This is a genomic window from Mesorhizobium sp. M1406 (genome assembly GCF_040317555.1).
GTDB lineage: Bacteria > Pseudomonadota > Alphaproteobacteria > Rhizobiales > Rhizobiaceae > Mesorhizobium.
In genome coordinates, this window is record NZ_JAMYKW010000039.1 from 24,054 (window position 1) to 49,849 (window position 25,796).

The following is a 25,796-nucleotide window of genomic DNA, read 5'->3' on the forward strand; positions in this document are numbered from 1 at the left end:
AACCCGCTTGAGCAGCGAGCGATCAACCCGAATCGCTACGCTGCTGCAAGTCCATCTCCAGTCTTGCCAACCTCAGTATCCGAGCGCCTCGCCAGAGGCCGCGCGGCTGTCGATGGCGCCGTTATAGCGCGCACCGCCACCCTTCTCGATCTCCTCAAGGCTTTTGCCGCCGACCAGGATGCCGGCCGCCTGGCCCCAGGTCTGGTCACCGAGATCGAGGTGATAACCCATGCCGGCCAGCAGCTTTTCGGTATCCGGCGACAGCCCGAACGGCTCGATATAGACCTTATCGGGCAGCCACTGGTGATGGATGCGCGGCGCGTCGATCGCCTCCTGGATGTTCATGCCGTGGTCGATGACGTTGACGATGGCTTCCAGCGTGATGGTGATGATGCGCGAGCCGCCGGGGCTGCCGATGACCATGAACGGCTTGCCGTCCTTGGCCACCACGGTCGGGCTCATCGACGATAGCGGCGTCTTCTTCGGCTGGATGGCATTGGCCTCGCCCTGGACCAGGCCATAGAGGTTGGGCACGCCGGGCTTCTGGGTGAAATCGTCCATCTCGTTGTTGAGCAGGATGCCGGTGCCATCGGCGACGACGCCGGCGCCGAAGGAGCCGTTCAGCGTGTAGGTGACCGCGACCGCGTTGCCGTCATTGTCGATGATCGAATAATGCGTCGTTTCCTTGCTCTCGCCAAAGCCTTTCGGCATCAGGTCCTGCGACACACCGGCCCGGAAGGGGTCGATCTTCTCGCGGATATCCTTGGCATACCCCTTGTCCAGCAATTTCCCGATCGGGTTGTCGACGAAATCGGGATCGCCGAGCGCCGAATTGCGGTCGACATAGGCATAACGCATCGCTTCGACCATGACGTGGACCGTTTCGGCGGAACCGGCGCCGAGATAGGATAAGGGATAGCCTTCCAGCACGTTCAGGATTTCGCAGATGATGACGCCGCCGGAGCTGGGCGGCGGCGAGGAGGTGATCTCGTAGCCGCGATAGGCGCAGGTCACGGGCTTCAGTTCGCGGACCGCGTATTGCTCGAAATCCGGCTTGGCCAGGATGCCGCCCTTGGCGCCACTCGCCTTGACGATGGCGGCGGCGATAGCGCCTTTATAGAATGCATCGGCGCCTTTTTCGGAAATGGCGGCCAGCGAGGCCGCGAGGTCGGGCTGGATCAGCCGCTCGCCGATGCCATAGGGCTTGCCACCGGGTTTCAGGAAGATGGCGGCGGCAGCGGGGTCCTTCGCCAGCCTGTCGGCACTGCCGGCAAAAGAGGCGGCGTCGCCCTGATTGAGGATGAACCCGTCCTTGGCATAGCCGATTGCCGGCGCCATCAGATCCTGCCGGGACAATTTGCCGTATTTTTCGCGCGCCATCTCCAAACCGGCGACGGATCCCGGCACGCCAACGGCGAGGTAACCGTCAAGGCTGGCGCCCTTCACCGGGTTGCCATCCTTGTCGAGATACATGGTCTTGGTCGCCGCCAGCGGCGCCCGTTCGCGGAAATCGAGGAAGGTCGATTTGCCGTCCTTGAAGCGGATGGTCATGAAGCCGCCGCCGCCGATATTGCCGGCATTGGGATAGACGACGGCGAGCGCATAGCCGACGGCAACCGCCGCATCGACGGCATTGCCGCCCTTCTTCAAGACCTCGATGCCGACTTCGGACGCCAGATGCTGTGCCGTCACCACCATGCCGTGCTCGCCCTTGGCCGGCGCCGGCGATGCGGCGAAGACGCTCGTCAACGGCGTCAGGACGAAGGTGATGGAAAGACTGGCGGCGATCAATGTCCGACGGTTGAGAGGCATGGCGGTTCTCCGGGCGGGGATGCGCCTAGAAGAGCCTGTCGGATCAATCGAGTCCATTCACAAATGGTCCCTCACGAAGCAAACCGGTGAGGGGCAATATCCGCTGGAAGTTCGCCTCAGACGATGCCGCCGCTCCCACCGGCGACCGCAGGGCGTTCGGCCGCGACCTTGGCGCGGTAGCCCGCCGCCCGATAGGCGGCGACCGGATCGATGGCGCCGCCGGTCTTCAGGCGGGCCATGGCCAGGATCGGCTCGACATCGGTGCGGTAGGCGGCTTTCAGCGTCTGCGTCGCCATCAGCGCGTCGTTGCTGTCCTGAAACCCTTCGAGCGCCTTGCGGTCGACAAGCAGCGCCTGCGCATAGGCGCGCTGCACTTCGACCGCCGACAGCATCAGGCTTTCGATCGGATCGGTGACGTTGTGGCTCTGGTCGAGCATGTGGGCCGGGTCAAAACCCTCGGCACCCGAAAGCTCCGCATCGACCAGTTCGTTGAAGACAAGGAACAGCCGGTAGGGGTCGATCGAACCGGCATCGAGATCGTCGTCGCCATACTTCGAATCGTTGAAATGGAAGCCGCCGAGTTTTTTGAACTGGATCAGCCGCGACACGATCATCTCGATGTTGACGTTGGGCGCATGGTGGCCGAGGTCGACCAGGCAGAACGCCTTGTCACCCAACTCCCGTGCGATGATGTAATTGGTGCCCCAGTCCTGCACGACGGTGGAATAGAAGGCCGGTTCGTACATCTTGTGTTCGCTGAACAGCTTCCAGTCGGCGGGCAGCCCGGCATAGATCTCCTTCATGGCGTCGAGATAGCGCTCGAACGCCTTGGCGAAATTCACCTGGCCGGGAAAGTTCGAACCGTCGCCGATCCACACCGTCAGCGCCTTGGAGCCGAGCGTCTTGCCGATCTCGATGCATTCGAGATTGTGCTCGACCGCTTGCCGGCGCGTGCCGGCATCGGCATGCGACAGCGAGCCGAATTTGTAGGAGAGTTTCTGGTCCTTCGCATCCGAGAAGGTGTTGGAGTTCATGGCGTCGAAGCCGAGGCCAAAGCGCGAAGCCGCCTGCTTCAGCCGGTTCGGGTCGGCCTTGTCCCACGGAATGTGCAGGGACACGGTCGGCGTCGCCTGCGTCAATTGCCTGATGACGGCGCAGTCCTCGATCTTGTCGAAGATATCGCGCGGCTCGCCGGCACCGGGAAAGCGTGCAAAGCGGGTACCGCCGGTGCCAACGCCCCAGGACGGGATCGCAACGGCGAATTTCTCCACCTTGTCGCGGATGGCGTCGATGGCGATGCCGCGGCGATCGAGGCGTTCGCCGAGCGAGGTGTAGTCGCGCTCGAGACTGGCTTTGCGCGAGGCGTTGTCCTTGTCGACGAGGTCGGCGGAGATGATGGATTCGGACACTGCTATTCCTCCCAAAATGCGTTCAGTCAGCGCTGCCCCTCATCGGCCTGCCGGCACCTTCTCCCCGTAGAACGGGGAGAAGGGAAGCGCTCTGGCGTCCGCTAGCGCGTAAAGCTCTGCGCGTTGCCCGCGTCGACATTGACGATGTTGCCGGTCGACTTGGCCGACATGTCGGAGGCGAAGAAATAGATCGCCTCCGCGATGTCTTCGGGAAACACCGAACGCTTCAGCATCGAGCGCGAGCGATAGTGCTCCTCCAGATCGTCGGTCGACATCTTGTAGGCGGCGGCGCGCTGTTCTTTCCACTCGCCGGTCCAGATCTTCGAGCCGCGCAGCACCGCGTCCGGGTTGACGACATTGACCCTGATCTGCGCTTCCGCGCCCTCCAGTGCCAGGCAGCGGGCGAGATGGATCTCGGCGGCCTTGGCGGTGCAGTAGGCGGCGGCGTTAGGCGAGGCGGCAAGTCCGTTCTTGGAGGCGACGAAGACGACGTTGCCGCCGATATTCTGCACGCGGAACAGCCGGAACGCTTCCCGCGAGACCAGGAAATAACCGGTCGACAGGATGTCCATGTTCTTGTTCCACAGCGCCAGCGTCGTCTCCTCGATCGGCGCCGAGGAAGCCAGCCCCGCATTCGACACCAGAATGTCGATGCCGCCGAACTCGACCGCAGTCTCGGCGAAGCCCGAAATGACCTGGTCCTCCGAGGTGACGTTGATCAGCACCGGCCTGACAAAATCCTTGCCATAGGCTTTGGCCAGTTCGTCATTGGCGCTGGCAAGGGCTGTTTCGTCGATGTCGGCCAGCACGACGCAGGCGCCTTCGCGCAGCAGCCGGTTGGCGGTTGCGCGGCCAATGCCGCCGGCGCCACCGGTGACCAGCGCGATCTGGCCGGCAAGCGCCTTCGGCTTCGGCATGCGCTGCAGCTTCAGGTCCTCGAGCAGCCAGTATTCGATGTCGAAGGCTTCCTGTGCGGGCAGGCCGACATAGGACGAGACGGTCGAGGCACCGCGCATGACGTTGATGGCGTTGACATAGAATTCGCCGGAGATGCGCGCCGTCGCCTTGTCGCCGGCGAAGGTGAACATGCCGACGCCGGGCATCAGATAGACGACGGCATTGGGATCGCGGATGGCGGGCGAGTCCGCATGTTTGCAGCTGTCATAGTAGGCCTGGTAGCCGACACGATAGGCCGCCACGTCGTCGGCGAGGCGCGCAATGACGGCATCGACGTCGGGCTTTGCCGGATCGAACTCGATCACCAGCGGACGGATCTTGGTGCGCAGGAAATGGTCAGGGCACGACGTGCCGAGCGCCGCCAGCGGGCGTAGCTCCCTGGAGTTGACGAATTCGAGCACGGCGGGCGAATCGTCGAAATGACCGAGCTTGTGGCTCTTTTCCGAGATCAGGCCGCGGATTTTCGGCATCAGTTTTGCCGCGATGGCACGGCGTTCGGCCGCGTCAAGCGACTTGACCACTTCGCCGCCGAAGATGGCGAGGCCCTCGGAGCGGCGCTCGAACCATTCGATCGCCTGATTGATCACCGAGATCGTCGTCTCGTAGCATTCCCGAGGGGTGTCGCCCCAGGTGAACAACCCATGGCTTTCCAGGATGACGCCCTTTGCGGCGGGATGTTCGAGGCAGAATTTCTCCAACCACAGGCCGAGTTCGAAGCCCGGCCGCTTCCACGGCAGCCAGCCGATGGCGTCGCCGAATATCTCCTTGGTCAGCGCCTTGGAATCCTTGGCGGCGGCAATGGCGATGATGGCATCGGGATGCATGTGATCGACAAATGGCTTCGGCACAAAGGCATGCAGCGGCGTGTCGATCGAGGCCGCGCGTGGGTTCAAATTGAACGTACAGTGCGGCAGGAAGCCGACCATTTCGTCCTCGTGCTCAACGCCGCGATAAAGGCCTTTGAGCGCGCGCAGCTTGTCCATGTAAAGGGTGGCAAAGCCGTCGAGCTTGATCGACGCGCTGTCGCCGCCCGAGCCCTTGACCCAAAGCACTTCGACATCCTCGCCGGTGAGCGGGTCTTTCTGCCAGATCTTAGAGGAGGTGTTGCCGCCGCCATAGTTGGTGACGCGCTTGTCGGAGCCAAGCGTGTTCGAGCGATAGACCAGAAGTTCCGGCTCGCTCATCGCTTGAGCCTTGGCCTCGTCCCACAGATTGGCGAGGCGCGCGCCGGTGCGCTTGTCGAGCATATGTAATCCTCCCGAAGGCACGCAAACGGTGCGGCCCATTTGGCCCGAATTTCCACGGAAGCGGCGGGTTTGTCAATCACAAACGATCAAGATCGATCATATTGCACTGCACAATGAAATTATATGATCGGAAATGATTGACACTGCGCGTTTTGGGTGCCTAGATGCTCAGGCAGGGAGGAACCATGCACGAAAAAGAGCGCCACAGGATCATTCTGTCCGCCGTCCAGGAAAAGCCTGTGGTGACGGTGCAGGAGATGGTCGACCTGACGGAGTCCTCCGAGGCGACGATCCGGCGTGACATCGCGGCCCTCCATGTCCAGAAGCGCCTGCGCCGTGTGCGCGGCGGCGCTGAAGCAATCTCGCCGCCGCAGTTCATTGGGCTGGCCGGCCGGCCCTTTTCCGTCAACGAAACGATCAACGCCTCGCAGAAGCGGGCAATCGCCCGTGAAGCGGTCGAGCTGTGCAAGGATGGCGAGCCGATCATCATCAATGGCGGCACCACCACGTTCCAGATGGTGCATTTCCTGACCGGTCGCCGCATGCCGATCTTCACCAATTCGTTCCCGATCGCCGAACACCTGCTCAAGCACTCCAAGAACACGGTGATGCTGTCGGGCGGCACCATTTACCGCGAGCAGAACATCATCCTGTCGCCCTTCGACAATGACGTGACGCGCAACTTCTATGCGCGCCGCATGTTCATGGGCGCGCAGGGGCTCGGCCCGCTCGGCCTGATGGAGGGCGACCCGCTGCTGATCCAGGCGGAGCAAAAACTGATCGACCAGGCCGACGAACTGGTGGTGCTGGTCGATTCCTCGAAATTCCGCAAACGCTCCAGCCTGATCCTGTGCGGCCTGTCGCGCATCGCAACCGTCATCACCGATGACGGCATCGAGGATCGCGAAGCCAAGATGTTAGAGACCGCCGGCGTGACGCTGATCGTCGCCCGCAAGTCGGCAAAGGAAGAATCTTCGCTGCAGGCCTGAGACACTCTCACGCCAGCAGCGGCGATGGAATGCAACGCTCAAGGGAGGATATTCGATGAGCTTCTTGAAGAAATTGATGGTGACGGCTGCATTCTCAGCCGCCATGTTCGTGAATGCGGCCTATGCCGAGAACGTCAAGATCGCACTGGTGGTGAAGTCGCTCGGCAACGGCTTCTTCGATGCCGCCAACAAGGGCGCCGAGGAGGCGGCCAAGGAACTCGGCGATGTCGACATCATCTACACCGGCCCGACCAAGGCGACCGCCGAAGCGCAGATAGAGGTGGTCAATTCGCTGATCGCCCAGAAGGTCAATGCCATCGCCATTTCGGCCAATGACGCCGACGCGCTGGTGCCGGTGCTGAAGAAGGCCATGGAGCGCGGCATCACCGTCATCTCCTGGGATTCGGGCGTCGCCAAGGAAGGCCGCCAGCTTCACCTCAACCCGTCCGACACCGGACTGATCGGCGAGACCATCATCAAGCTTGCCGCCGACTACCTGCCGGAAGGCGGCGAAGTCGCCATCCTGTCGGCCTCCTCGACCGCCACCAACCAGAATGCCTGGATCGACGCGGCCAAGAAAATCCTGCCGGAGAAGTTCCCCAAGATCAAACTCGTCGCCACCGTCTATGGCGATGATGATTCGGCCAAGAGCACGGACGAGGCCAAGGGCCTGTTGAAGTCCTATCCGAACCTCAAGGCGATCATCGCGCCGACCACCGTCGGCGTCGTCGCCGCCGCCCAGGTCGTCACCGATGAGAACCTGATCGGCAAGGTCAATGTCACCGGTCTGGCGCTGCCGTCCGAGTTCAAGAAGTTCATCGACAACGGCGCCAGCCAGGCGGTTGCGCTGTGGAACCCGATCGACCTCGGCTATTCGGCCGTCTATCTCGCCCACGATCTGGCGGTGAAGAAGGAAGAGGCCAAGCCCGGTGCCACGCTGTCGATCGGCCGCGTCGGCAAGGTCACGCTCGACGACTCCAACTCGGCCGCGATGGCTCCGCCCTTCCAGTTCGACAAGTCGAACATCGAGAAGTTCTCCAAGATCTATTGATCTGGACGCTCGCACCACCCTCCCCCTTGTGGGGAGGGTCGGCGAGCCGGCTTCGCGAAGCGATGCAAGCGAGACGGGGTGGGGTGGCGACATCTCCATGTGCCAGGACCTTGATATGCTAGTAGACTCCCACCCCGCTCACGTTGTTCGCGACCCTCCCCACAAGGGGGAGGGTAAGGCGGCTCCACGCCTGACGCTGTCCGGCATCTCCAAGAGCTTTCCCGGCGTGCGCGCGCTGCACAATGTCAGCGTGTCGCTCTATCCGGGCCAGGTGACCGCGCTGATCGGAGAGAACGGCGCCGGCAAGTCGACCCTGGTCAAGATCATGACCGGCATCTACCAGCCCGACACCGGCACGATCAGCATCGACGGCCAAGCCGTCACCCTGCCCAGCGCGCACGCAGCTTTCGGACACGGCGTCACCGCCATCCACCAGGAAACCGTGCTGTTCGACGATTTGACGGTTGCCGAGAACATCTTTCTTGGCCACGCCCCGCGCACGCGTTTCGGCACCATCGACTGGCGCACGATGCGCAAAAATGCGCGCGAAGTGCTCGACACCATGCACGCGAGTCATATCCACGCCGACGCCCGGCTGAAGGACCTCGGCATCGCCAACAAGCATTTGGTCGCCGTGGCGCGGGCCATGTCGATTGACGCTCAGATCGTCATCATGGACGAGCCGACCGCCGCCCTTTCGATGAAGGAGATCGAGGAGCTTTTCCTGCTGATCGAATTCCTCAAAAGCGAAGGCAAGGCGATTCTGTTCATCAGCCACAAGTTCGACGAAATCTATCGCATCGCCGACCGCTACACGGTGTTCCGCGATGGCGAGATGGTCGGCGAAGGCCTGATCAAGGATGCCGGCCAAAGCCAGATCGTGCGCCTGATGGTCGGCCGCGCCGTCGACCATATCTTTCCGCAGCGCAAGGCTGAGATCGGCGCGCCGGTGCTTTCCGTTTCCGGCCTGTCGCATCCGACCGAGTTCAACGACATCGGTTTCGAACTGCACAAGGGCGAAATCCTCGGTTTTTACGGCCTTGTCGGCGCCGGGCGCAGCGAGGTGATGCAGGCGATATCGGGCATAACCCGCACATCAGCCGGCACGATCATGCTGGAAGGCAAGGTGATCGCGCCGAAATCGGCTGCGGATTCGATCGATGCGGGCATCGTCTATGTGCCGGAAGAGCGCGGCAAGCAGGGCGTGGTGATCGGCCTGCCGATCTTCCAGAACGTCTCGCTGCCTTCGCTCAAGCGTACCTCCAGATCCGGCCTGCTGCGGCTGTCGGAAGAATTCGCGCTCGCCCGCTCCTATACCGAGCGGCTCGACCTGCGCGCCTCCTCGCTCAGCCAGGATGTCGGCACGCTGTCGGGCGGCAATCAGCAGAAGATCGTCATCGCCAAATGGCTGGCGACGGCGCCCAAGGTGATCATCCTGGACGAGCCGACCAAGGGCATCGACATCGGCTCCAAGGCCGCCGTGCACGGCTTCATGGCCGAGCTGGTGGCGCAGGGCCTGTCGGTGATCATGGTGTCGTCGGAACTGCCGGAAATCCTCGGCATGTCCGACCGTGTCATCGTCATGCGCGAGGGTCTCGTCGCGGCGGTCTACGACACCAAGGGGCTGGACGCCGAGACGCTGGTCAGGACGGCAGCAGGGATCGCGGCATGAAAGCCTTTCTTAAATACCGTGAAATCTGGCTGTTCGCGGCCATCGTCGTGCTGATCGGGCTGATCTCGACGCGCTTCCCGGCCTTTGCCGACCCCGTCAATTTGCGCCAGGTGTTCAACGATACCTCGATCCTGATGATCCTGGCGCTGGGCCAGGTGGTTGTCATCCTGACCCGGTCGATCGATCTGTCGATGGCGTCCAACCTTTGCTTCACCGGCATGGTGGTGGCGATGCTGAACGCCGCGCATCCGGCAATCCCGATCCCGCTGCTGATTGGCATCGCCCTGGTCGTCGGCCTGGTGCTCGGCGCCATCAACGGCCTGTTGGTCTGGCGGCTGAACATCCCTTCGATCGTGGTGACATTGGGCACGCTGACCATCTATCGCGGCGCCACCTTCGTCCTGTCAGGCGGCGCCTGGGTCAATGCCGACAAGATGAGCCCGGACTTCATCGGCTTCCAGCGGGCGGCGTTCCTCGGCATTCCGGTGCTGTCCTGCATCGCCATCCTGGTCATCGTGCTGTTCTTCGTCCTGATGACGCGCACCGCGCTCGGCCGCTCGATCTATGCCATCGGCGTCAACCCGACGGCTTCGGTCTATGCCGGCATCGATGTCGGCAGGACGAAATTCATCGTCTTCTGCATCTCCGGCATGATCGGCGGACTTTCCGGCTATCTCTGGATCTCCCGCTATGTGATCGCCTCGGTCGAGGTCGCCAACGGCTATGAGCTCAACATCATCGCGGCCTGCGTCATCGGCGGCATCTCGATCGCCGGCGGCATCGGTTCGGTGGGCGGCGCGGTGCTCGGTGCGCTGTTCCTCGGCATCATCTCCAACGCGCTGCCGGTCATCAACATCTCGCCCTTCTGGCAGATGGCGATCTCGGGCAGCGCCATCATTCTGGCTGTCGTGCTCAACGCGCGCGGCGAACGCCGGCAGGGCCGCATCATCCTGCGGAAAGTAGAGGCGGCATGACCGAAATCCCGGCCCCGCGCCACATTCCCGACCGGCTCGACAAGCCGTTTCGTTCGGCGATCTTTTCCTGGGAAGCGCTGCTGGTCGTGGTGGCGGTCGCCATCTTCGCCATCAACAGCTTAGCCTCGCCGTATTTCCTCGATCCGTATTCGCTGTCCGATCTCACCTTCAACTTCACCGAGAAGGGTCTGATCGCCTTCGCCATGGCGCTGCTGATCATTTCGGGCGAGATCGACCTATCGGTGGCCGCCATCATCGCGCTCGCCTCGACCATGATGGGCATGGCGGTCCAGGCCGGCGCCGGTACGCCGGTGCTGGTGCTGATCGGCATCGTCGTCGGGCTCGGCTGCGGCGCCTTCAACGGGCTGCTGGTGACGAGGCTCGGGCTGCCCTCGATCGTCGTCACCATCGGGACGATGAGCCTTTTTCGCGGCATCGCCTTCATCATCCTCGGCGACCAGGCCTACAAGGGCTATCCCGAAAGCTTCGCGTTTTTCGGCCAGGGCTATGTCTGGTGGGTGGTGTCGTTCGAGCTGGTGCTCTTCCTGGTCGCGGCCGTCGTTTACTGGTTCTTGCTGCACCGCACGAGTTTCGGCCGCCGTGTCTTTGCCATCGGCAACAACCCGGTGGCGGCACAATTTTCCGGCGTGCGCGTCGGCCGCACCAAGTTCATCCTGTTTTGCCTGACCGGGCTGATGTCGGGCATCGCCTCGGTGCTGATCACCTCGCGGCTCGGTTCGACGCGGCCCTCGATCGCGCAGGGCTATGAGCTGGAAGTCATCACCATGGTGGTGCTCGGCGGCGTCAGCATCCTCGGCGGCGCCGGCAGCATTCTGGGCGTCGTGCTCGCAGCCTTCATCATGGGGCTGGTGACCTTCGGCCTTGGCCTGCTCAATGTACCCGGCATCGTCATGTCGATCTTCATCGGCCTGCTGCTGATCATCGTCATCGCTCTGCCGATCGTCTGGCGGCTGCTCGGAGGACGCTGATGCCGCAGAAATACGCGTTCAGGATGAAGCTGAAGCCCGGCATGAAGGCCGAATACAAGAAGCGCCACGACGAGATCTGGCCGTCGCTGGTATCACTGCTGAAGCAGGCCGGCGTCTCCGATTATTCCATCCATCTCGACGAAGAGACCAGCATTCTGTTCGGCGTGCTGTGGCGGCGAGACGACCACGGCATGGACGACCTGCCGAAGCATCCGGTGATGCAGCGCTGGTGGGCCCACATGGCCGACATCATGGAAACCAGGCCGGACAACGAGCCGGTGGCCGTGCCGCTGGAAACCGTGTTCCATATGGCATGAGTGCGATGCGCCATATTGCCGTCATCGACATCGGCAAGACCAACGCCAAGGTCGCGGTCGTCGACCTCGTGACGTTGAGCGAGGTGGCGTTGCGCCGCATGGCCAATGCGCCGGTGCGGCAGGCGCCCTATCCGCATCATGATGTCGAAGCGCTGTGGACGTTCATCCTCGACAGCCTTGCCGGCCTCAACCGCGAACAGCGCATCGACGCCATTTCGATCACGACCCATGGCGCGACGGGCGCACTGGTCGACGCCGCGAGCGATCTGGTGCTGCCGGTGCTCGACTATGAATTCGATGGCCCCGACAGGCTGGCCGTGGATTATGACGCGATCCGGCCGCCCTTCGCCGAGACCGGCACGCCGCGCTTGCCGCTCGGCCTCAATCTCGGCGCGCAATTCTTCTGGCAACAGAAAAGCTTCCCGGCGGAATTCGCCAAGGCCGCCGCGATGCTGATGTACCCGCAATACTGGGCCTTGCGCCTGACCGGCGTCGCCGCCAATGAGGTGACCTCGCTCGGCTGCCACACTGATCTGTGGAACCCATGGACGGCGGATTTTTCATCATTGGTCGACAGGCTGGACTGGCGCTGGCTGATGGTGCCGGTGCGGCCAGCCAGTGATCGCCTCGGCCCGATCCTGCCCGCGCTTGCCGCGCGAACCGGCCTTGACCCGCAAACGCCGGTCTTCTGCGGCCTGCACGATTCCAACGCCTCGCTGCTGCCGCATCTTCTCTCCGACAAACCGCCTTTCTCCGTCGTCTCGACCGGCACCTGGGTGGTGTCGATGGCGGTCGGCGGCAAACAGATTGCGCTGGATGCGGCACGCGACACGCTGGTCAATGTCAACGCACTCGGCAATCCCGTCCCCTCGGCACGCTTCATGGGTGGCCGCGAGTTTTCCATGCTGACCAAGGACCAGCCGGAGCAGTGGAGCGAAGATGATGTCGGCGCCGTGCTGACGCGGAAGGTGCTGCTGCTGCCATCGACCCAGCAAGGGTCGGGGCCGTTCCCGCATCAGATCGCGACATGGCTCAACGCCGACGGGATGAACAGCGGCCAGTGCTTTGCCGCCATCTCATTCTATCTGGCGCTGATGACGGCGACCTGCCTCCACCTGATCGGCGCCGACGGCCCGACCACTGTCGAAGGCCCCTTTGCCCGCAACCGGCTCTTTGTCGGCATGCTGGCAGCCAGCACGGGACGCGCTGTCGTTGCGTCCGAGGCCGCCACCGGCACCAGCATCGGCGCTGCCTTGCTGGGAACCGATCAACTGATGGCGCAGGGCAAAGGCGAAAGAATGGAGCCGCCGACCGACCCTGTCTGGGCGGACTACATCAGCGCCTGGCGCGCCGCGGTCGTAGCGCAGGGCTGGGGTCTGTCTGTTTGAGCATGACCTTTTCCAAAAACCGAAACCCACTTTTCGGGATCATGCTCAGCTACAAAATCCGCTTGCCGAAGGCCGACATGACGAAGTTGACGACATCGGTGCCGATCCGAGGCTCCAGAGCCGCGATCAGACCGGAAACATCCATCGACAGCAGTCCGCCGGAGAGCGCGATCGCCTCCATCGCCTGATGCGTCTCGCGCACCGTCAGCCCGCCGGAGCCCGCCGCCCAGCCTGCGAATTCGGTAGCGGTCGGCGAGTAACTGACATGGAAGCCTTGCGTGCCGGAGGTGGCGACGCGGATCGCCTCATGCATCAGGTCGCGCATGCCCATGGCGTCGATGTCGGTCATGGTGAAGGCGGAGACGCGCGAATCCTTCAGCACCCGTGCCTCGGCCGGATCGGCGTGGCGCAAGCCGACGATGACGACATTCTCCGGCGACAGCTGCGGCTGCAGCGCGCCCGCCTTGTGATCGAGGCCGAGGGTACGCGCCAGCACCGAGCCTTCCGGCAGGTCGATGCCATCCTCGTCCTCGGGCATCAGGGCGGCGATGGAATCGATCCAGATCAGGCCGAAGGAATGCGTCGCGCGCGCCGTTGCGGTCAGCGCCTTGTGCGCGATGCGACGGTCGGCGCCGGCGGCAAGCCGAATCAGCCCCGATGGCGGCCGCTCGACATCGGCCAACTCGATGACGTCGAAATTCATCGCTTCCAGCCGCGCGCCGGTGCCTTCCCGGGCGAGGATGCCGGCAGCCCCTTGCTCGGCCGTGATCTGCACCATCTTGCGACCGGAAAAGTCCTCGACGTCGTGCATCGGGGCCTTCTCGACATATTCCGAGGTCATCGCCAGCAGCATGGCGCCATAGCTCATGCGGAAGGCGACACGGTCGCCGACGGCCGGCGGCGGATCGGCATCGGCGACATCCAGCAGCAGATGGTCGCTGGAGGCACCGAGCACCCGTATCCCCTTGGCGATCGGTGTCAGGCCTTCGACCAGCACGTCCTCGCGGCCGATATTGGCAATGGCGCGCAGCCTGTCGCCCTCGTCGGGGAAGACCGGCTGGTTGCCGAAGGCGTCGTAGCCGGATTGGCCGATCGGCCGTGACGGCTTGAGCTTGACCTCGATGATGTCGCTGGTCAGCCGGCAGGCATCGGGTTCGAGTTCGGCCCAAGGCGTGTCGCGGAAGGTTTCGACGCCGCCTTGCAGGATCGCCTCGCCGACCCGCAGATTGTTGATGCCGGCCGGCAGTCTGCCTTCGAGCAGCAGCGGCAGCGACGACGAGGCGCCGCCGGAGATCACGTCGAGGCTCTTGCCGGACAGGCGCTCGGTCTTGTAGGCATGGGCGACGAGCTGGCCGAGATTATCCGGCGTCGGCATGATGGCGCCGAAGCAGCCGAGATTCGTACCGATGCCGGCGATGCGCACCCCCTTTGAACCGCAGGATCTGCTCGACCGTCGGGATCAGGTCGTTCGGCCAGATGCCTTCGCGGAGATCGCCGAGGTCGATCATCAGCATGATGTCGTGGATCCGGCCCATGCGCTCGGCGATGCGCGAAATCTCGCGAATGGTGCTCAATTCCGACTGCAGGCTGATGTCGACGGTGCGTACCACTTCCTCGACACGGGCCATGGGCGGGCTCCTCAACAGCATGATCGGCGCGTTGATGCCGCTGTCGCGCAGCCGGCGGATGTTTTCGAAGCGGGATTCTGCGATGCCGGCGACACCGCCGCGTAGCATGGCGCGCGCCACTTGCGGCATGCCGCAAGTGCCCTTGGTGACGCCGAAGACCTTGATGCCCGAGAGCGCGCAGCGCTCGACGATCGTGCGCGCATTGCGCTCGATGCGGCCAAGGTCGATGGCGACTTGCGGTCCCGACATCCTAGCCTCCGTAGACCAGCCCTTGCGGGTCGATCTCCGGCTTGCGGCCGGCGACGAGGTCGGCAAGGAATTTTCCCGAGCCGCAGGCCATGGTCCAGCCGACGTGGCCGTGGCCGGTGTCGAGATAGAGATTCCTATAGCGCGCCTGGCCGATGACCGGCACCGAGTTCGGCATCATCGGCCGCAGGCCTGCCCACAGCTCCGCCTTCTTCTCGTCGAAGGCGCCGGGGAACAGATCCTTGCCGGTCCTGAACATGGCGGCGAAATCGCTTGGCTTGTGCGAGCGGTCGAAACCGGTGAATTCGGCGGTCGAGGCCAGTCGCAGCCGGTTGCCGAGCCTGGAATAGGCGATCAGCTGATCCTCGTCGGCGCCGCCCATGGTCGGCCCTTTGCTCTCGTCTTCCAGCGGAATGGTCGCGGTATAGCCCTTCACCGGATAGACAGGCAGGTCGATGCCGTAACGGCGGCCGAGCAGGCCACTCTCAGGTCCCATCGAGATGACCACGGCATCGCCGGAAACCGGGCCGGCCGAAGTCATCACCGCGCGCACCCGGTCGCCCTCGATGTCCAGACCCTCGACCGTGGTGCCGTAGAGAAATTTCACGCCGAGCTTTTCGGCTGAATAGGCGGCGAGTTTTTCCACGAACTGCCGGGAATCGCCGGTCTGGTCTATCGGCGAATAGACGCCGCCGGCGATCTTTCCCTTCACGCCGGCAAGACCCGGTTCAAGCTCGACCAGCCGCTCGCGGCCGACGATCTCGATCGGCAGGCCATGCTCGGCCAGATAGCGATAATTGTCGGTGCCGGTGTCGAGACTGTGCTGCGAGCGGAAGAAATAGAGGATGCCCTTCTTGCGCTCGTCATAGTGAATGCCGGTATCGGCGGAGATGGCGTTGATGCAGTCGCGCGAATAGAGCGCCAGGCGCAACTTGACCCGGCTGTTGGCGCGCAGGCGCTCTTTCGTGCACTGGCGCAGGAAGCGCAGGCTCCAGGCGAGGAAATAGGGATCGAAGCGCAGCCTGACCTTGATGCCGAGATCATGGTTGTAGAGCGCGCGCAGGAATGTCTTCAGGGCCGCCGGCGAGGCCCAGGCGGTGGCGTCCCCCGGCGACACCAGACCGGCGTTCGACTGGCTGGTGCCGCGAGCCGGCGCCGGATGACGCTCGATCACGGTGACCTCGTGCCCGTCGCTGGCCAGATAATAGGCGGCCGCCGTACCGACGACACCGGCCCCGAGCACCGTTATTTTCATGCCATCCCCCAAAAGCTCCTCGCGGCGCAGCGCCTCCATGCCGTGCCGCGAATGCCTTCAATAGCGCTTCACCGCCCGCCTTGCGAGCCCTTGGGAGAACCCGGCTCAGCCCCGAGCGGAGTTCTTGCCGGTCAGGATGCGCTCCCAGGCGAGCGCGTCGGCAACGATCTGGTCGAGATCGTCGCGTTGCGGGGTCCAGCCGAGTTCCGCGCGGGCGAGATCCGAATTGGCAACCACCGCCGCGGCGTCGCCGGGACGACGATCGCCCATCTTCACCTCGAAATCATGGCCAAAGGCGCGCCGCACGCTGTCGATGACCTCCAGCACCGAGTAGCCATGGCTGTAGCCGCAATTGGCGACGAGGCTTTGTCCCCCGGCGCGCAGCCGCTGCAGGGCCAGGCGATGCGCCGCCGCCAGGTCGCTGACATGGATATAGTCGCGCATGCAGGTGCCGTCCGGCGTCGGATAATCGGTGCCGAACACCTGCATGAACGGCCGCTTGCCGAGCGCCGTCTCACAGGCGACCTTGATCAGATGGGTGGCGCCCGGCGTCGACTGACCGGTGCGGCCCTTCGGGTCGGCGCCGGCGACATTGAAGTAGCGCAGCGCGGTATAGCGCAGGCCGTGCGCGATCGCCGCATCGCGCAGCATCCATTCGCTCATCAGCTTGGACAGGCCATAGGGCGATTCCGGGGCCAGACGGGCGTCCTCGCGCACTGGCTCCAGTCCGGCGCCGCCATAGACGGCCGCGGTCGAGGAAAAGATGAAATTGGGCACGCCCTCGCGGACCGCGGTTTCGATCAGCGTGCGCGTCTTGCAGGTGTTGTTCTCGTAATAGCCAAGTGGATCGGCGACCGATTCCGGGACCACGATGGAGCCGGCGAAATGGATGATCGCGTCGACTTTGTTTTCCCTGATGATAGAGCCGACCAATTCCTTGTCGGCGACATCGCCAACCACCAGCTTCGCCTCCGGCGCCACCGCCCATTCGAAGCCGGTCGAAAGACGGTCGAGAACGACCACGCTCTCGCCGGCATCCAGCAGCTCCCAGACCATGTGACTGCCGATATAACCGGCGCCGCCTGTTACCAAAACTGTCATCCGCGACCTCGCATCTCAAGATTTATCGGAAACTGTCTCAACCCCCGCCTTACTGGAAAGCCTGCCGCCTGGCCATTACAACTCATGGTAACCGGCATCGCCGGTATGTGGCATCGTCCCGAAACAAAGTTGATCCACATCAAGGGAATAGGCCACGATCCGTGGTCGTTAGGAACAGGTCCGGGGCGTGGCATTTTGACCAAGAAGGCCCGGTGGACGACCAATAGGGCAATGGTTATGATCCCGCGCAAAAATTGGGAAGCCGACATGAACTATCAGCGGTTCTTCGAGGAAGCGATCGACCAGCTCCACGCAGAGCGTCGCTACCGCGTCTTCGCCGACCTCGAGCGTATCGCGGGCAAGTTTCCGCGCGCCATCTGGCGTTCCAACGGCCGCGCCGAGGAAATCACCGTCTGGTGCTCCAATGACTATCTCGGCATGGGCCAGCATCCCGACGTCATCGCCGCGTTCCAGAATGCGGCCGGCAAGATGGGTTCGGGCGCCGGCGGCACCCGCAACATTTCCGGCACCAGCAACCCGCTGGTCGAGCTCGAACTGGAGCTCGCCGACCTGCACGACAAGGAAGCGGCACTCGTCTTCACCTCAGGCTTCGTGTCCAACGAAGCGTCGATCTCGACCATCGCGCGGCTTTTGCCCAATTGCCTGATCATCTCGGACGAACTTAATCACGCCTCGATGATCGAAGGCGTGCGGCGCTCGGGCGCCGAGAAGAAGATCTTCCGCCACAATGACGTCGCGCACCTGGAAAGCCTGCTGCAGGCGGCGGGCCGCGAACGCGCCAAGCTGATCGTCTTCGAAAGCGTCTATTCGATGGATGGCGACATTGCGCCGATCAAGCAGATCGTCGAACTCGCCGAACGCTACAACGCCATGACCTATATCGACGAAGTGCATGCCGTCGGCATGTACGGACCACGCGGCGGCGGCATCACCGAGCGCGAAGGCCTGACCGACCGCATCGACATCATCGAAGGCACGCTCGCCAAGGCATTCGGCACGCTCGGCGGCTACATCACCGGCACCAGTGCCGTGATCGACGCCGTGCGCTCCTATGCGCCGGGCTTCATCTTCACAACGGCGCTGCCGCCGGCGATCGCGGCTGCCGCGACCACGTCGATCCGCCATCTCAAGCGCTCGCAGGCCGAGCGCGACGCCCAGCAACAGCAGGCCGCGAGGACCAAGCAGATCCTCTCTGCCGCCGGCCTGCCAGTGATGGAATCGGCCACCCATATCGTGCCGGTCCTGGTTGGCGATCCAGAACTCTGCAAGATGGCCAGCGACCGCCTGCTCGGCGTTCACGGCCTTTACATTCAGCCGATCAACTACCCGACCGTGCCGCGCGGCACCGAGCGGCTGCGCATCACGCCGACGCCGTTCCACTCCGATGCACTGATCGCCGAGTTGCAGGATGCGCTGGTCGAGACCTGGGATGCGCTCGGCATTCCCTATGGCTCCGCCGGTCGGCCGTCCGTGGCCAAGAGCGACCGGATCATTCCCCTGCTGGTGCCCAAGTCGGGCGGCTGAAGCCGTTTGAAACTCTACTCCGGCGGCCATCTGACACAGTTTTCTGCGCTTCCGCCGCTCACGGACCCAAAGGTCCGCTGCGCTCCGGTTCTCGAAAACCGCGCCAGTTGACTCACCGGAGCGACTTTCAATCCGGCTTCAGGGCATCAAACAGTCTTCATCCAATTCGCCAGACGATGCGCCGCTTCCTCGATCTGGTCGAGGCGGCGGTGGAAACACAGCCTGAGGAAGGCTTCGCCGCCGGGGCCGAAGGCGGTGCCGGGAGCCAGGCCGACATTGGCCTTGTCGACAATGTCGAAGGCAGCAGTGCGTGAATCTGTGATGCCGTCGACCGTGAAGAACAGATAGAACGCGCCTTGCGGCACGGTGAACCGGGCGCGGCCCGTGGCGCCGAGAATACCGCAGACCAGGTCGCGCGCCTTCCTTGCCCGCTCGACCTGTTCGGCAACGAAGGCATCGCCCTCATCAAGGGCGGCAACCGCGCCACGCTGCATGAATTGGGCAACGCCGGAGTTGGAATACTGGATCAGGTTCTCGAACACCTGCTGCAAGGCGGGATGTGTCTTGATCCAGCCGACGCGCCAGCCGGTCATCGCCCAGTTCTTGGAAAAACTGTTGACGAACAGGATGCGGTCTTCCGCCGTGGCGATGTCGAGGAAGGACGGCGCACGGCCGTGGCCGTAGTGGAACAGCGAATAGATCTCGTCGGCGATGATCCAGAGGTTCTTCGCGCGCGCCAGATCGAGGATCGCCTGCAAGGTCTCGTGATCGGCGGTCCAGCCGGTCGGGTTCGACGGCGTGTTGATGAACAGCGCCTTGGTGCGCGGCGTGATCGCCGCCGCGATCTTTTCAATGTCGCAGGACCAGCCATTGCCGGAATGGTCGAGCGTGACAGCCACCGGAACGGCCCCCGATATCGCCGCCGCGGCGTCGAAATTCGGCCAGGCCGGCGACAGATAGATGACCTCGTCGCCGGCACCGGCGAGCGCGTCGAGTGCCAGCTGGATGGCGTGCATGCCGGACCCGGTGACAATGAACTGCTCCTCGGGAAACGTCTTGCCGAAATGCCTGGCATAGTAGCGGGAAAGCGCCTGCCTGAGATCGGGGATGCCCCTCTGCCAAGTGTAGAACGTCTCGCCGCCGGCCAGCGCCTTTGACGCGGCATCGGCGATGAACGAAGGCGTCGGCAGGTCGCCCTCACCGGCCCAGAGCGGGATCATGCCCTCGCGCAGGCGGCCGTAATTGACGACGGCGACAATGCCGCTTTCGGGCGCGGCGCGGGCTTCGGCGCGAAGGCTGTCGATCAGGGTCATGGGCGGGTCCGTTCCGATCTCGGGCGTTGATCAGCGCTCCTTACCAGATGCGAAAACAGAAAACCCCGGCCGTGAACGACCGGGGTTTTGGTCCAGAAGAACCTGATCTGTCTATCTCTTGGCGAGCAGGTCGCGAATTTCGGTGAGCAGCGCGACATCGGCGGGCGGCGGAGCGGCCGGCGCGGCGGGCTTCTCGCGCTCAAGCCGCTTGCGCATATTGTTCACCGCCTTGACCATCAGGAAGATGATGAAAGCAAGGATGATGAAGTTCAGCGCGACGGTTATGAAGCTGCCATACGCGAAAACAGCACCTTGTTTTTTGGCGTCCACCAGCGAGGTGGCATTGACGGCCGAGGAGAGCCCCAGGAAATAGTTGTTGAAGTCCAGGCCGCCGAAAATCGCGCCGACGATCGGCATGATGATGTCGTTTACGAGGGAATCGACGATCTTGCCAAAGGCCGCGCCGATGATGACGCCGACCGCAAGGTCCATCACATTGCCCTTGGAAATGAATTCCTGGAACTCTTTCAGCATTCGACCCTCCTTGTCATGACCGGCCGAGCTGCCGTTTCCCGTCCTCAGGCATCGACCTAAGAACAAACATAACAAAAACCTCCGGTTGCAACATCGGCAAAAAGCAGAAAGCAACCGGTTTCCCGTTACCCGACGGCCATCCGTTAAAGCGCGTTACGCCGTGCTTTGAGCCTTTTGCTTTTGTGCATGCCGTTGCCCAAAGCTGCTGCGCTCTTTGGTCGACATGCATCGGAATCACAGCCTTCATGCACCCAAAGCCGTGATGGACTCGGAAGCCAAGCTGTGATTGCGTCTGGGCAAGCCGGGTTGAAATTCGGCAAGGGAGGATATTGCCGGCGTGCAGGGCTTGTTCATCGTCATCATCGCGATCGCCTATGTGACGCTGCTGTTCGCCATCGCCAGCCTGGGCGACCGCCGCTCGGCCATTTCCGAGCCAAGCCGGGCCCGGCCCTTCATCTACGCGCTCAGCCTCGCCATCTACTGCACGTCCTGGACGTTCTTCGGCTCGGTCGGCCTCTCCTCCGAACGCGGCCTCGAATTCCTCGGCATCTATACCGGCCCGGTGCTGGTGTTCGTGTTCGGCTTTCCTCTGCTCAACCGCATCGTGCGGCTGGCCAAGACCGAGAAGATCACCTCGATCGCCGACTTCCTCGGCGCCCGCTACGGCAAGAGCTTCACTGTCGCGGCGATCGCCACGCTCATCGCCACCATCGGCGCGGTGCCCTATATCGCGCTGCAGTTGAAGGCGATTTCCGGTTCGGTCAGCCTGATGGTCGAGCACTATACGGGATCGCCGCCCTCCTTCGATCCCTTCGTCAGCGACATCTCGCTGGTCGTCGCCATACTGCTGGCGCTGTTTGCGGTGCTGTTCGGCACGCGCCACGCCGACGCAACCGAACACCAGGACGGGCTGGTGCTGGCGGTGGCGGTCGAAACCGTGGTCAAGCTTGCCGCCTTCCTGGCGATCGGCCTGATGGTCACCTTCCTGATCTTCGGCGGCCCAGGCGACATATTCGACAAGCTCGCCCAGAATGCGCAGGTTCGGCAGGCGATGAGCTACAACACCTCGCTGGCCACCTGGCTGGTCCTGACTTGTCTGAGCGGTTTTGCCATCATCATGCTGCCGCGGCAGTTCTACGTCACCATCGTCGAGAACCGTGGCGAGGCCGAACTGCGCACCGCGACATGGGTGTTTCCGCTCTACCTCGTGGCGATCAATCTGTTCGTGCTGCCGATCGCGTTCGCCGGCCTGTCGCTGGTCGGCACGGGGACCAGCAGCGATCTCTACGTGCTGTCGCTGCCCTTGTTCAGCGGCCATGACGTGCTGGCGATGGCGGCTTTTATCGGCGGCCTGTCGGCGGCAACCGCCATGGTGATCGTCGAAAGCGTGGCGCTGTCGATCATGATTTCCAACGACCTCGTCATTCCGCTGTTCGTACGCCGCCTGCTCAAGACATCGACTTCCGAGAACGAAGACTGGTCGACGCTCATCCTCAACGTGCGGCGCGGGGCGATCTTCATCCTGCTGTTCATCGCCTTCCTCTACTATCGCGAGAGCACCAACAGCGTGCGCCTGTCGTCGATCGGCCTGATGTCGTTCGCCGCCATCGCCCAGTTCGCACCCGCCCTGATCGGCGGGCTGATCTGGCGCGGCGCCAATGGCCGGGGTGCAGCTCTGGGCATGGTCGCCGGCATCCTCGTCTGGGGCTACACGCTGCTGTTTCCATCGCTTGCCGCGCCCGATACCGGCATCATCGCGCACGGGCTGTTCGGCTTCGAGGCGTTGCGGCCGCAGGCCCTGTTCGGCACCGTCGCCGAACCGCTCAACCACGGCGTATTATGGAGCCTGTCGATCAACGCGGTGTTCTTCGTGCTGGGTTCCCTCTCGCGCGCGTCAGTGCCGCTGGAGCGCATCCAGGCGTCGATCTTCGTGCCGCGCGATGCCAGCCCGATGCCCAGCCTGCGCCGCTTTCGCACCGCTATCACCGTCAACGACCTCAAGGATACGATCGGGCGCTATCTCGGCGTCGAGCGCACCGAGCGCTCCTTCCAGTCGTTCGAAAAGACCAACGGCACCTCGCTGCACGGCAACGAGCAGGCGAGCATGGACGTCATCCGCTTTTCCGAGCAACTGCTGGCCAGCGCCGTCGGCTCCTCCTCGGCACGGCTGATCCTGTCGCTGCTGTTTCGGCGCCACGACCGCGAATCCAGGGATGCCTTCCGCTTGCTCGACGACGCCACCGAGGCGCTGCAGCACAACCGCGACCTGCTGCAGATCGCGCTCGACCAGATGGAACAAGGCATCACCGTCTTCGACCGCGACTTCCGCCTGATCTGCTGGAACCGCCAGTACCGGGCGCTGTTCGACCTGCCCGACGAGATGGGCCAGGTCGGCGTCTCGCTCGATCGCATCCTGCGCCATCTTGCCGAGCGCGGCGACATTCCGGCGGAGCAGCGCGTGGCAATGCTCAACCGGCTGACCAGTTTCGTCAGCCCGTGGCAGATGGAGTTGAAGACCAGCGGCCGCATCCTGGAGCTGCGCTCCAACCCGATGCCGGACGGCGGCATCGTCGCCACCTATGCCGACATTTCCGGACGAGTCGAGCAGGACCTGGCGCTCAAACGCGCCAATGAATCGCTGGAGCAGCGCGTCAAGACCCGCACCATCGAGCTGACTAGGGTCAACGAGGAGTTGACCCGGGTCAACGAGGAACTGGCGCAGGCGCAGATGCTGGCCGAGGAGGCCAATCTGGGCAAGACGCGCTTCCTCGCCGCCGCCGGCCACGACATCCTGCAACCGCTGAACGCCGCCCGGCTCTATTGCTCGTCGCTGATCGAGAAAGCCGGCAAGGGGCCTGCCGGCAAGGCAGCTGTCAACATCGAATCCTCACTGGAATCGGTCGAGACCATTCTCGGTGCCGTGCTCGACATCTCCCGCCTCGATGCCGGTGCGATGAAGCCGGACGATAGCGCCTTCAACCTCGACTGGCTGCTGCGCCAGATCGGCAATGACTTCCGGCCGCTCGCCGCCGAAAAGAAGCTTGAGTTGACGATCATGCCGTCATCACTGACCGTGACGACGGACCGTAATTTGTTGCGCCGCCTGATCCAGAACCTCGTCTCCAACGCCATCAAATATACGCGCCACGGCCGTGTGCTGGTCGGCGTCAGGCGGCGCGGCGAGCTGGCCGAGATCCAGGTGATCGACACCGGCATCGGCATCGCCGGCGACAAGCTGAACACCGTCTTTCGCGAGTTCACCCGGCTCGACGAAGGCGCGCGCGAGGCCGAAGGCCTCGGTCTCGGCCTCTCCATCGTCGACCGCATCGCCCGGGTGCTGCGCCTGGAGATCCGGATCTTCTCCAATCCGGGCAAGGGCACGCGCTTTTCCGTCATCCTGCCCGTGGCGGCCGTGCAGGAGACGCGGCGCGAAATCGAAACCAGGGCTCCTGCCCGCGCGACGGCTTCGCTGGCCGGGCTGCACGTGCTGTGCATCGACAACGACGCTCGCATCCTCGAAGGCATGAGGCTCCTGCTCGAAGGCTGGGGCTGCAACGTCGACACGGTGTCGGGCTCAAGGGATCTGGAGCGTGCCGCGATGCACCGGCCGGACATCGTCCTTGCCGACTACCATCTCGACGGTGAAACTGGTCTCGATATCATCGCCAGACTGCGCGCGATCCATGGCGATAACCTGCCGGCCGTGCTGGTCACCGCCGACCGCTCCAACGAGGTGCGCACGGCCGCGGGCGGGCTCGAGATTCCGATGATCAACAAGCCGCTCAAACCGGCGGTGCTGCGCACGATGATGGCCAGGGTCAGGCCGCTGGCATCGGCGGCGGAATAACATCAAAGGGGCGACCGGCCAGAGCCGGCGGTCTCAGTCCCGATAACCGAGGCTTTCGAGGTAGGCGCAGAACATGTCGGCCATGCCATCGGCGTAGCTTTCGATCTCGCCTGGCGTTCGAGGGGTTCCCGAAAAATCCTTTCCCACCGCGCTGAGTGTCGTGATGATCAGGTCTCCCGCCAAGGCGCGGACGGCTTCCCCAGCCTCGGGCAATGCCTCCCGCAGGAAGGTCTCGACGATGCGCGCTCCCGAGGCTCTCGCCTCGTGCGCTTCAGGCGCGTCGCGGTAAAGGGGTGCGGCGTCGTTGAGCGCCACGCGCACCGCAGCCTCTTCGCACTCCGAGCGGATGAAGGCGTGAACCAGCGCACGCAGTCGTTCGAGCGGTGGCTGCTGGTCGTTTTCGAGTATGGTGCGCAGCAGGCCACCCGTCTGTCGCCATTCGTCGCTCTGGAGCCTGAACAGAAGCGCCGCCTTGTTCGGGAAATACTGGTAAAGCGAGCCGACACTCACCCCGGCTTTTTCGGCGACGCGCGTGGTGGTGAAACGCCGCACGCCTTCGCTCGCCAAAACCTGAACAGCAGCCTCCAAAATCGCGGCGACGAGCTCCGTGGCGCGAGTCTGTTTTGGCTGTTTTCGGGAGGAAATTGAAAGGCTTACGCGTCCTGCCATGTCGCGCCCCAGCAATGCGAATTGGAAACCTGAAGGAATATTCGTATTTTCAGCACGACACAAGACGCAGTCATTTTTCGAACGGAGACTTTCATGACAACGCTCACCAACGCCCCGCTTGCACCCTTGCTGGCTCGCCTGTTCAAGGAGGCCGGTGCGGCGACCAGCCCCGCGCTCACCGCACTCTCGCGCGAAGAGCGGGCGCGTCTCACGCGCAGCAAGACCGACTATGTCGATCTCTATGGACGGCTGAAGGACCTCTGGCTGGCGATCTCGCCGGAGACCGGCACGCTTCTCTACATGCTGGCACGCGGCAGTGGCGCGCGCATCATCATCGAGTTCGGCACCTCGTTCGGCATCTCGACGCTCTACCTTGCCGCGGCGCTGAGGGACAATGGCGGCGGCCATCTGATCACCACCGAGTTCGAGCCGTCCAAGGTCATGCGGGCCAAGGCCAACCTGACTGAGGGCGACCTCATCGACCTGGTGGAGATCCGCGAGGGAGACGCGCTGCAGACGTTGAGCGCGGACCTGCCGGATACGATCGACCTGCTGCTGCTCGACGGCGCCAAGGCGATCTATCCGGAGATCCTGAGCCTCGTCGAGAGCCGCCTGAGGCCGGGTGCATTGGTCATCGCCGACAATGCCGATTTCTGCCCCGAATATCTGGAACGCGTGCGCTCGCCGGCGTCGGGTTACATGTCCACGCCCTTCGGCGAGGATGTCGAACTATCCGTGCGGCTCGGCTGAACGGTCCCACCCGCCGCATAGAGCGGGATGAAATTACGGTGAGTCGATAAGGGATTCCCAAATCGATTGGAATTTGATTCAACCTTCTGGCTGGAGCTGGAGG

General features: G+C 63.4%; 20 protein-coding genes. 10 read left to right on the top strand and 10 right to left on the bottom strand.

The features are described 5' to 3' along the window. Positions 1-72 precede the first annotated feature (72 nt). The 3 genes from ggt to NKH03_RS25020 all read right to left on the bottom strand — a co-directional run bounded on the left by ggt (position 73) and on the right by NKH03_RS25020 (position 5,425). Positions 73-1,812, bottom strand: a complete 1,740-nt coding sequence (ggt, locus tag NKH03_RS25010; protein WP_352971218.1) for a gamma-glutamyltransferase — start codon at positions 1,810-1,812, stop codon at positions 73-75. 116 nt (positions 1,813-1,928) lie between these two features. Then, a complete protein-coding gene (gene rhaI, locus NKH03_RS25015; RefSeq protein ID WP_352871370.1) occupies positions 1,929-3,221 on the bottom strand; it encodes an L-rhamnose catabolism isomerase in 1,293 nt (430 codons plus the stop codon). A gap of 101 nt (positions 3,222-3,322) precedes the next feature. Next, a complete protein-coding gene (locus tag NKH03_RS25020; RefSeq protein ID WP_352971220.1) occupies positions 3,323-5,425 on the bottom strand; it encodes a bifunctional rhamnulose-1-phosphate aldolase/short-chain dehydrogenase in 2,103 nt (700 codons plus the stop codon). Positions 5,426-5,610: 185 nt separating this feature from the next. Here NKH03_RS25020 and NKH03_RS25025 point away from each other — a divergent pair, with 185 nt between their 5' ends. The 7 genes from NKH03_RS25025 to NKH03_RS25055 all read left to right on the top strand — a co-directional run bounded on the left by NKH03_RS25025 (position 5,611) and on the right by NKH03_RS25055 (position 12,805). Then, positions 5,611-6,414 (top strand): DeoR/GlpR family DNA-binding transcription regulator, encoded by an 804-nt coding sequence (locus NKH03_RS25025; RefSeq protein ID WP_057145053.1) that lies wholly within the window; start codon positions 5,611-5,613, stop codon positions 6,412-6,414. Positions 6,415-6,469: 55 nt separating this feature from the next. Further along, positions 6,470-7,465: a rhamnose ABC transporter substrate-binding protein gene (gene rhaS, locus NKH03_RS25030; protein WP_352871372.1), complete on the top strand. Its 996-nt coding sequence runs from the start codon at positions 6,470-6,472 to the stop codon at positions 7,463-7,465. A 115-nt stretch (positions 7,466-7,580) separates the two neighbouring features. After that, a complete protein-coding gene (locus NKH03_RS25035; protein WP_352971223.1) occupies positions 7,581-9,137 on the top strand; it encodes a sugar ABC transporter ATP-binding protein in 1,557 nt (518 codons plus the stop codon). Continuing rightward, positions 9,134-10,111 (top strand): ABC transporter permease, encoded by a 978-nt coding sequence (locus NKH03_RS25040; RefSeq protein ID WP_352971225.1) that lies wholly within the window; start codon positions 9,134-9,136, stop codon positions 10,109-10,111. The genes NKH03_RS25035 and NKH03_RS25040 overlap by 4 nt, the downstream gene beginning before the upstream one ends. Continuing rightward, complete coding sequence (locus tag NKH03_RS25045) at positions 10,108-11,100, top strand: ABC transporter permease (protein ID WP_352971228.1); 993 nt, start codon at positions 10,108-10,110, stop codon at positions 11,098-11,100. Before NKH03_RS25040 ends, NKH03_RS25045 begins: the two co-directional genes overlap by 4 nt. Further along, positions 11,100-11,417 (top strand): L-rhamnose mutarotase, encoded by a 318-nt coding sequence (rhaM, locus tag NKH03_RS25050; protein WP_352971231.1) that lies wholly within the window; start codon positions 11,100-11,102, stop codon positions 11,415-11,417. Before NKH03_RS25045 ends, rhaM begins: the two co-directional genes overlap by 1 nt. Further along, the gene (locus tag NKH03_RS25055; protein WP_352971234.1) at positions 11,414-12,805 is read left to right on the top strand and encodes an FGGY-family carbohydrate kinase; all 1,392 of its coding nucleotides are present in this window, start codon (positions 11,414-11,416) and stop codon (positions 12,803-12,805) included. The genes rhaM and NKH03_RS25055 overlap by 4 nt, the downstream gene beginning before the upstream one ends. Before the next feature lie 49 nt (positions 12,806-12,854). Here the strand turns inward: NKH03_RS25055 and NKH03_RS25060 are convergent, their stop codons facing one another. The 4 genes from NKH03_RS25060 to galE all read right to left on the bottom strand — a co-directional run bounded on the left by NKH03_RS25060 (position 12,855) and on the right by galE (position 17,035). Then, complete coding sequence (locus NKH03_RS25060; RefSeq protein ID WP_352971236.1) at positions 12,855-14,180, bottom strand: arginase family protein; 1,326 nt, start codon at positions 14,178-14,180, stop codon at positions 12,855-12,857. Then, positions 14,164-14,682 carry an alanine racemase gene (locus NKH03_RS25065; RefSeq protein WP_352971239.1) on the bottom strand — a complete coding sequence of 173 codons (519 nt, stop codon included), beginning with the start codon at positions 14,680-14,682 and terminating at the stop codon, positions 14,164-14,166. Before NKH03_RS25065 ends, NKH03_RS25060 begins: the two co-directional genes overlap by 17 nt. 1 nt (position 14,683) lies before the next feature. Beyond that, entirely contained in the window at positions 14,684-15,934 is a 1,251-nt protein-coding gene (locus tag NKH03_RS25070) for a D-amino acid dehydrogenase (protein ID WP_352971242.1), read from the bottom strand. A gap of 105 nt (positions 15,935-16,039) precedes the next feature. Continuing rightward, positions 16,040-17,035 carry a UDP-glucose 4-epimerase GalE gene (gene galE / locus NKH03_RS25075; RefSeq protein WP_352971244.1) on the bottom strand — a complete coding sequence of 332 codons (996 nt, stop codon included), beginning with the start codon at positions 17,033-17,035 and terminating at the stop codon, positions 16,040-16,042. A 267-nt stretch (positions 17,036-17,302) separates the two neighbouring features. On the opposite strand from galE, the gene hemA reads away from it, so the two are divergent. Then, the gene (hemA, locus tag NKH03_RS25080; protein ID WP_352871385.1) at positions 17,303-18,580 is read left to right on the top strand and encodes a 5-aminolevulinate synthase; all 1,278 of its coding nucleotides are present in this window, start codon (positions 17,303-17,305) and stop codon (positions 18,578-18,580) included. Between the two features lie 146 nt (positions 18,581-18,726). On the opposite strand, the gene NKH03_RS25085 is transcribed toward hemA, so the two are convergent. Together NKH03_RS25085 and mscL are read right to left on the bottom strand one after the other, a co-directional pair. After that, the gene (locus NKH03_RS25085) at positions 18,727-19,893 is read right to left on the bottom strand and encodes a pyridoxal phosphate-dependent aminotransferase (RefSeq protein ID WP_352971246.1); all 1,167 of its coding nucleotides are present in this window, start codon (positions 19,891-19,893) and stop codon (positions 18,727-18,729) included. Positions 19,894-20,004: 111 nt separating this feature from the next. Further along, complete coding sequence (gene mscL / locus NKH03_RS25090) at positions 20,005-20,427, bottom strand: large conductance mechanosensitive channel protein MscL (RefSeq protein ID WP_352971257.1); 423 nt, start codon at positions 20,425-20,427, stop codon at positions 20,005-20,007. A gap of 337 nt (positions 20,428-20,764) precedes the next feature. Here mscL and NKH03_RS25095 point away from each other — a divergent pair, with 337 nt between their 5' ends. Next, positions 20,765-24,274 carry a PAS domain-containing hybrid sensor histidine kinase/response regulator gene (locus NKH03_RS25095; protein ID WP_352971249.1) on the top strand — a complete coding sequence of 1,170 codons (3,510 nt, stop codon included), beginning with the start codon at positions 20,765-20,767 and terminating at the stop codon, positions 24,272-24,274. A gap of 33 nt (positions 24,275-24,307) precedes the next feature. Here the strand turns inward: NKH03_RS25095 and NKH03_RS25100 are convergent, their stop codons facing one another. After that, the gene (locus tag NKH03_RS25100; protein WP_352971260.1) at positions 24,308-24,943 is read right to left on the bottom strand and encodes a TetR/AcrR family transcriptional regulator; all 636 of its coding nucleotides are present in this window, start codon (positions 24,941-24,943) and stop codon (positions 24,308-24,310) included. Between the two features lie 93 nt (positions 24,944-25,036). On the opposite strand from NKH03_RS25100, the gene NKH03_RS25105 reads away from it, so the two are divergent. Beyond that, positions 25,037-25,693: an O-methyltransferase gene (locus tag NKH03_RS25105; RefSeq protein WP_352971252.1), complete on the top strand. Its 657-nt coding sequence runs from the start codon at positions 25,037-25,039 to the stop codon at positions 25,691-25,693. Positions 25,694-25,796: the final 103 nt, after the last annotated feature.

Coding starts and splice junctions, on each gene's coding strand:
- ggt (WP_352971218.1), bottom strand. CDS start 1,812: ATGCCTCTCAACCGTCGGACATTGATCGCCGCCAGTCTTTCCATCACC.
- NKH03_RS25020 (WP_352971220.1), bottom strand. CDS start 5,425: ATGCTCGACAAGCGCACCGGCGCGCGCCTCGCCAATCTGTGGGACGAG.
- NKH03_RS25025 (WP_057145053.1), top strand. CDS start 5,611: ATGCACGAAAAAGAGCGCCACAGGATCATTCTGTCCGCCGTCCAGGAA.
- rhaS (WP_352871372.1), top strand. CDS start 6,470: ATGAGCTTCTTGAAGAAATTGATGGTGACGGCTGCATTCTCAGCCGCC.
- NKH03_RS25035 (WP_352971223.1), top strand. CDS start 7,581: ATGCTAGTAGACTCCCACCCCGCTCACGTTGTTCGCGACCCTCCCCAC.
- NKH03_RS25040 (WP_352971225.1), top strand. CDS start 9,134: ATGAAAGCCTTTCTTAAATACCGTGAAATCTGGCTGTTCGCGGCCATC.
- NKH03_RS25045 (WP_352971228.1), top strand. CDS start 10,108: ATGACCGAAATCCCGGCCCCGCGCCACATTCCCGACCGGCTCGACAAG.
- rhaM (WP_352971231.1), top strand. CDS start 11,100: ATGCCGCAGAAATACGCGTTCAGGATGAAGCTGAAGCCCGGCATGAAG.
- NKH03_RS25055 (WP_352971234.1), top strand. CDS start 11,414: ATGAGTGCGATGCGCCATATTGCCGTCATCGACATCGGCAAGACCAAC.
- NKH03_RS25060 (WP_352971236.1), bottom strand. CDS start 14,180: ATGCCGACGCCGGATAATCTCGGCCAGCTCGTCGCCCATGCCTACAAG.
- NKH03_RS25065 (WP_352971239.1), bottom strand. CDS start 14,682: ATGTCGGGACCGCAAGTCGCCATCGACCTTGGCCGCATCGAGCGCAAT.
- NKH03_RS25070 (WP_352971242.1), bottom strand. CDS start 15,934: ATGAAAATAACGGTGCTCGGGGCCGGTGTCGTCGGTACGGCGGCCGCC.
- galE (WP_352971244.1), bottom strand. CDS start 17,035: ATGACAGTTTTGGTAACAGGCGGCGCCGGTTATATCGGCAGTCACATG.
- hemA (WP_352871385.1), top strand. CDS start 17,303: ATGAACTATCAGCGGTTCTTCGAGGAAGCGATCGACCAGCTCCACGCA.
- NKH03_RS25085 (WP_352971246.1), bottom strand. CDS start 19,893: ATGACCCTGATCGACAGCCTTCGCGCCGAAGCCCGCGCCGCGCCCGAA.
- mscL (WP_352971257.1), bottom strand. CDS start 20,427: ATGCTGAAAGAGTTCCAGGAATTCATTTCCAAGGGCAATGTGATGGAC.
- NKH03_RS25100 (WP_352971260.1), bottom strand. CDS start 24,943: ATGGCAGGACGCGTAAGCCTTTCAATTTCCTCCCGAAAACAGCCAAAA.
- NKH03_RS25105 (WP_352971252.1), top strand. CDS start 25,037: ATGACAACGCTCACCAACGCCCCGCTTGCACCCTTGCTGGCTCGCCTG.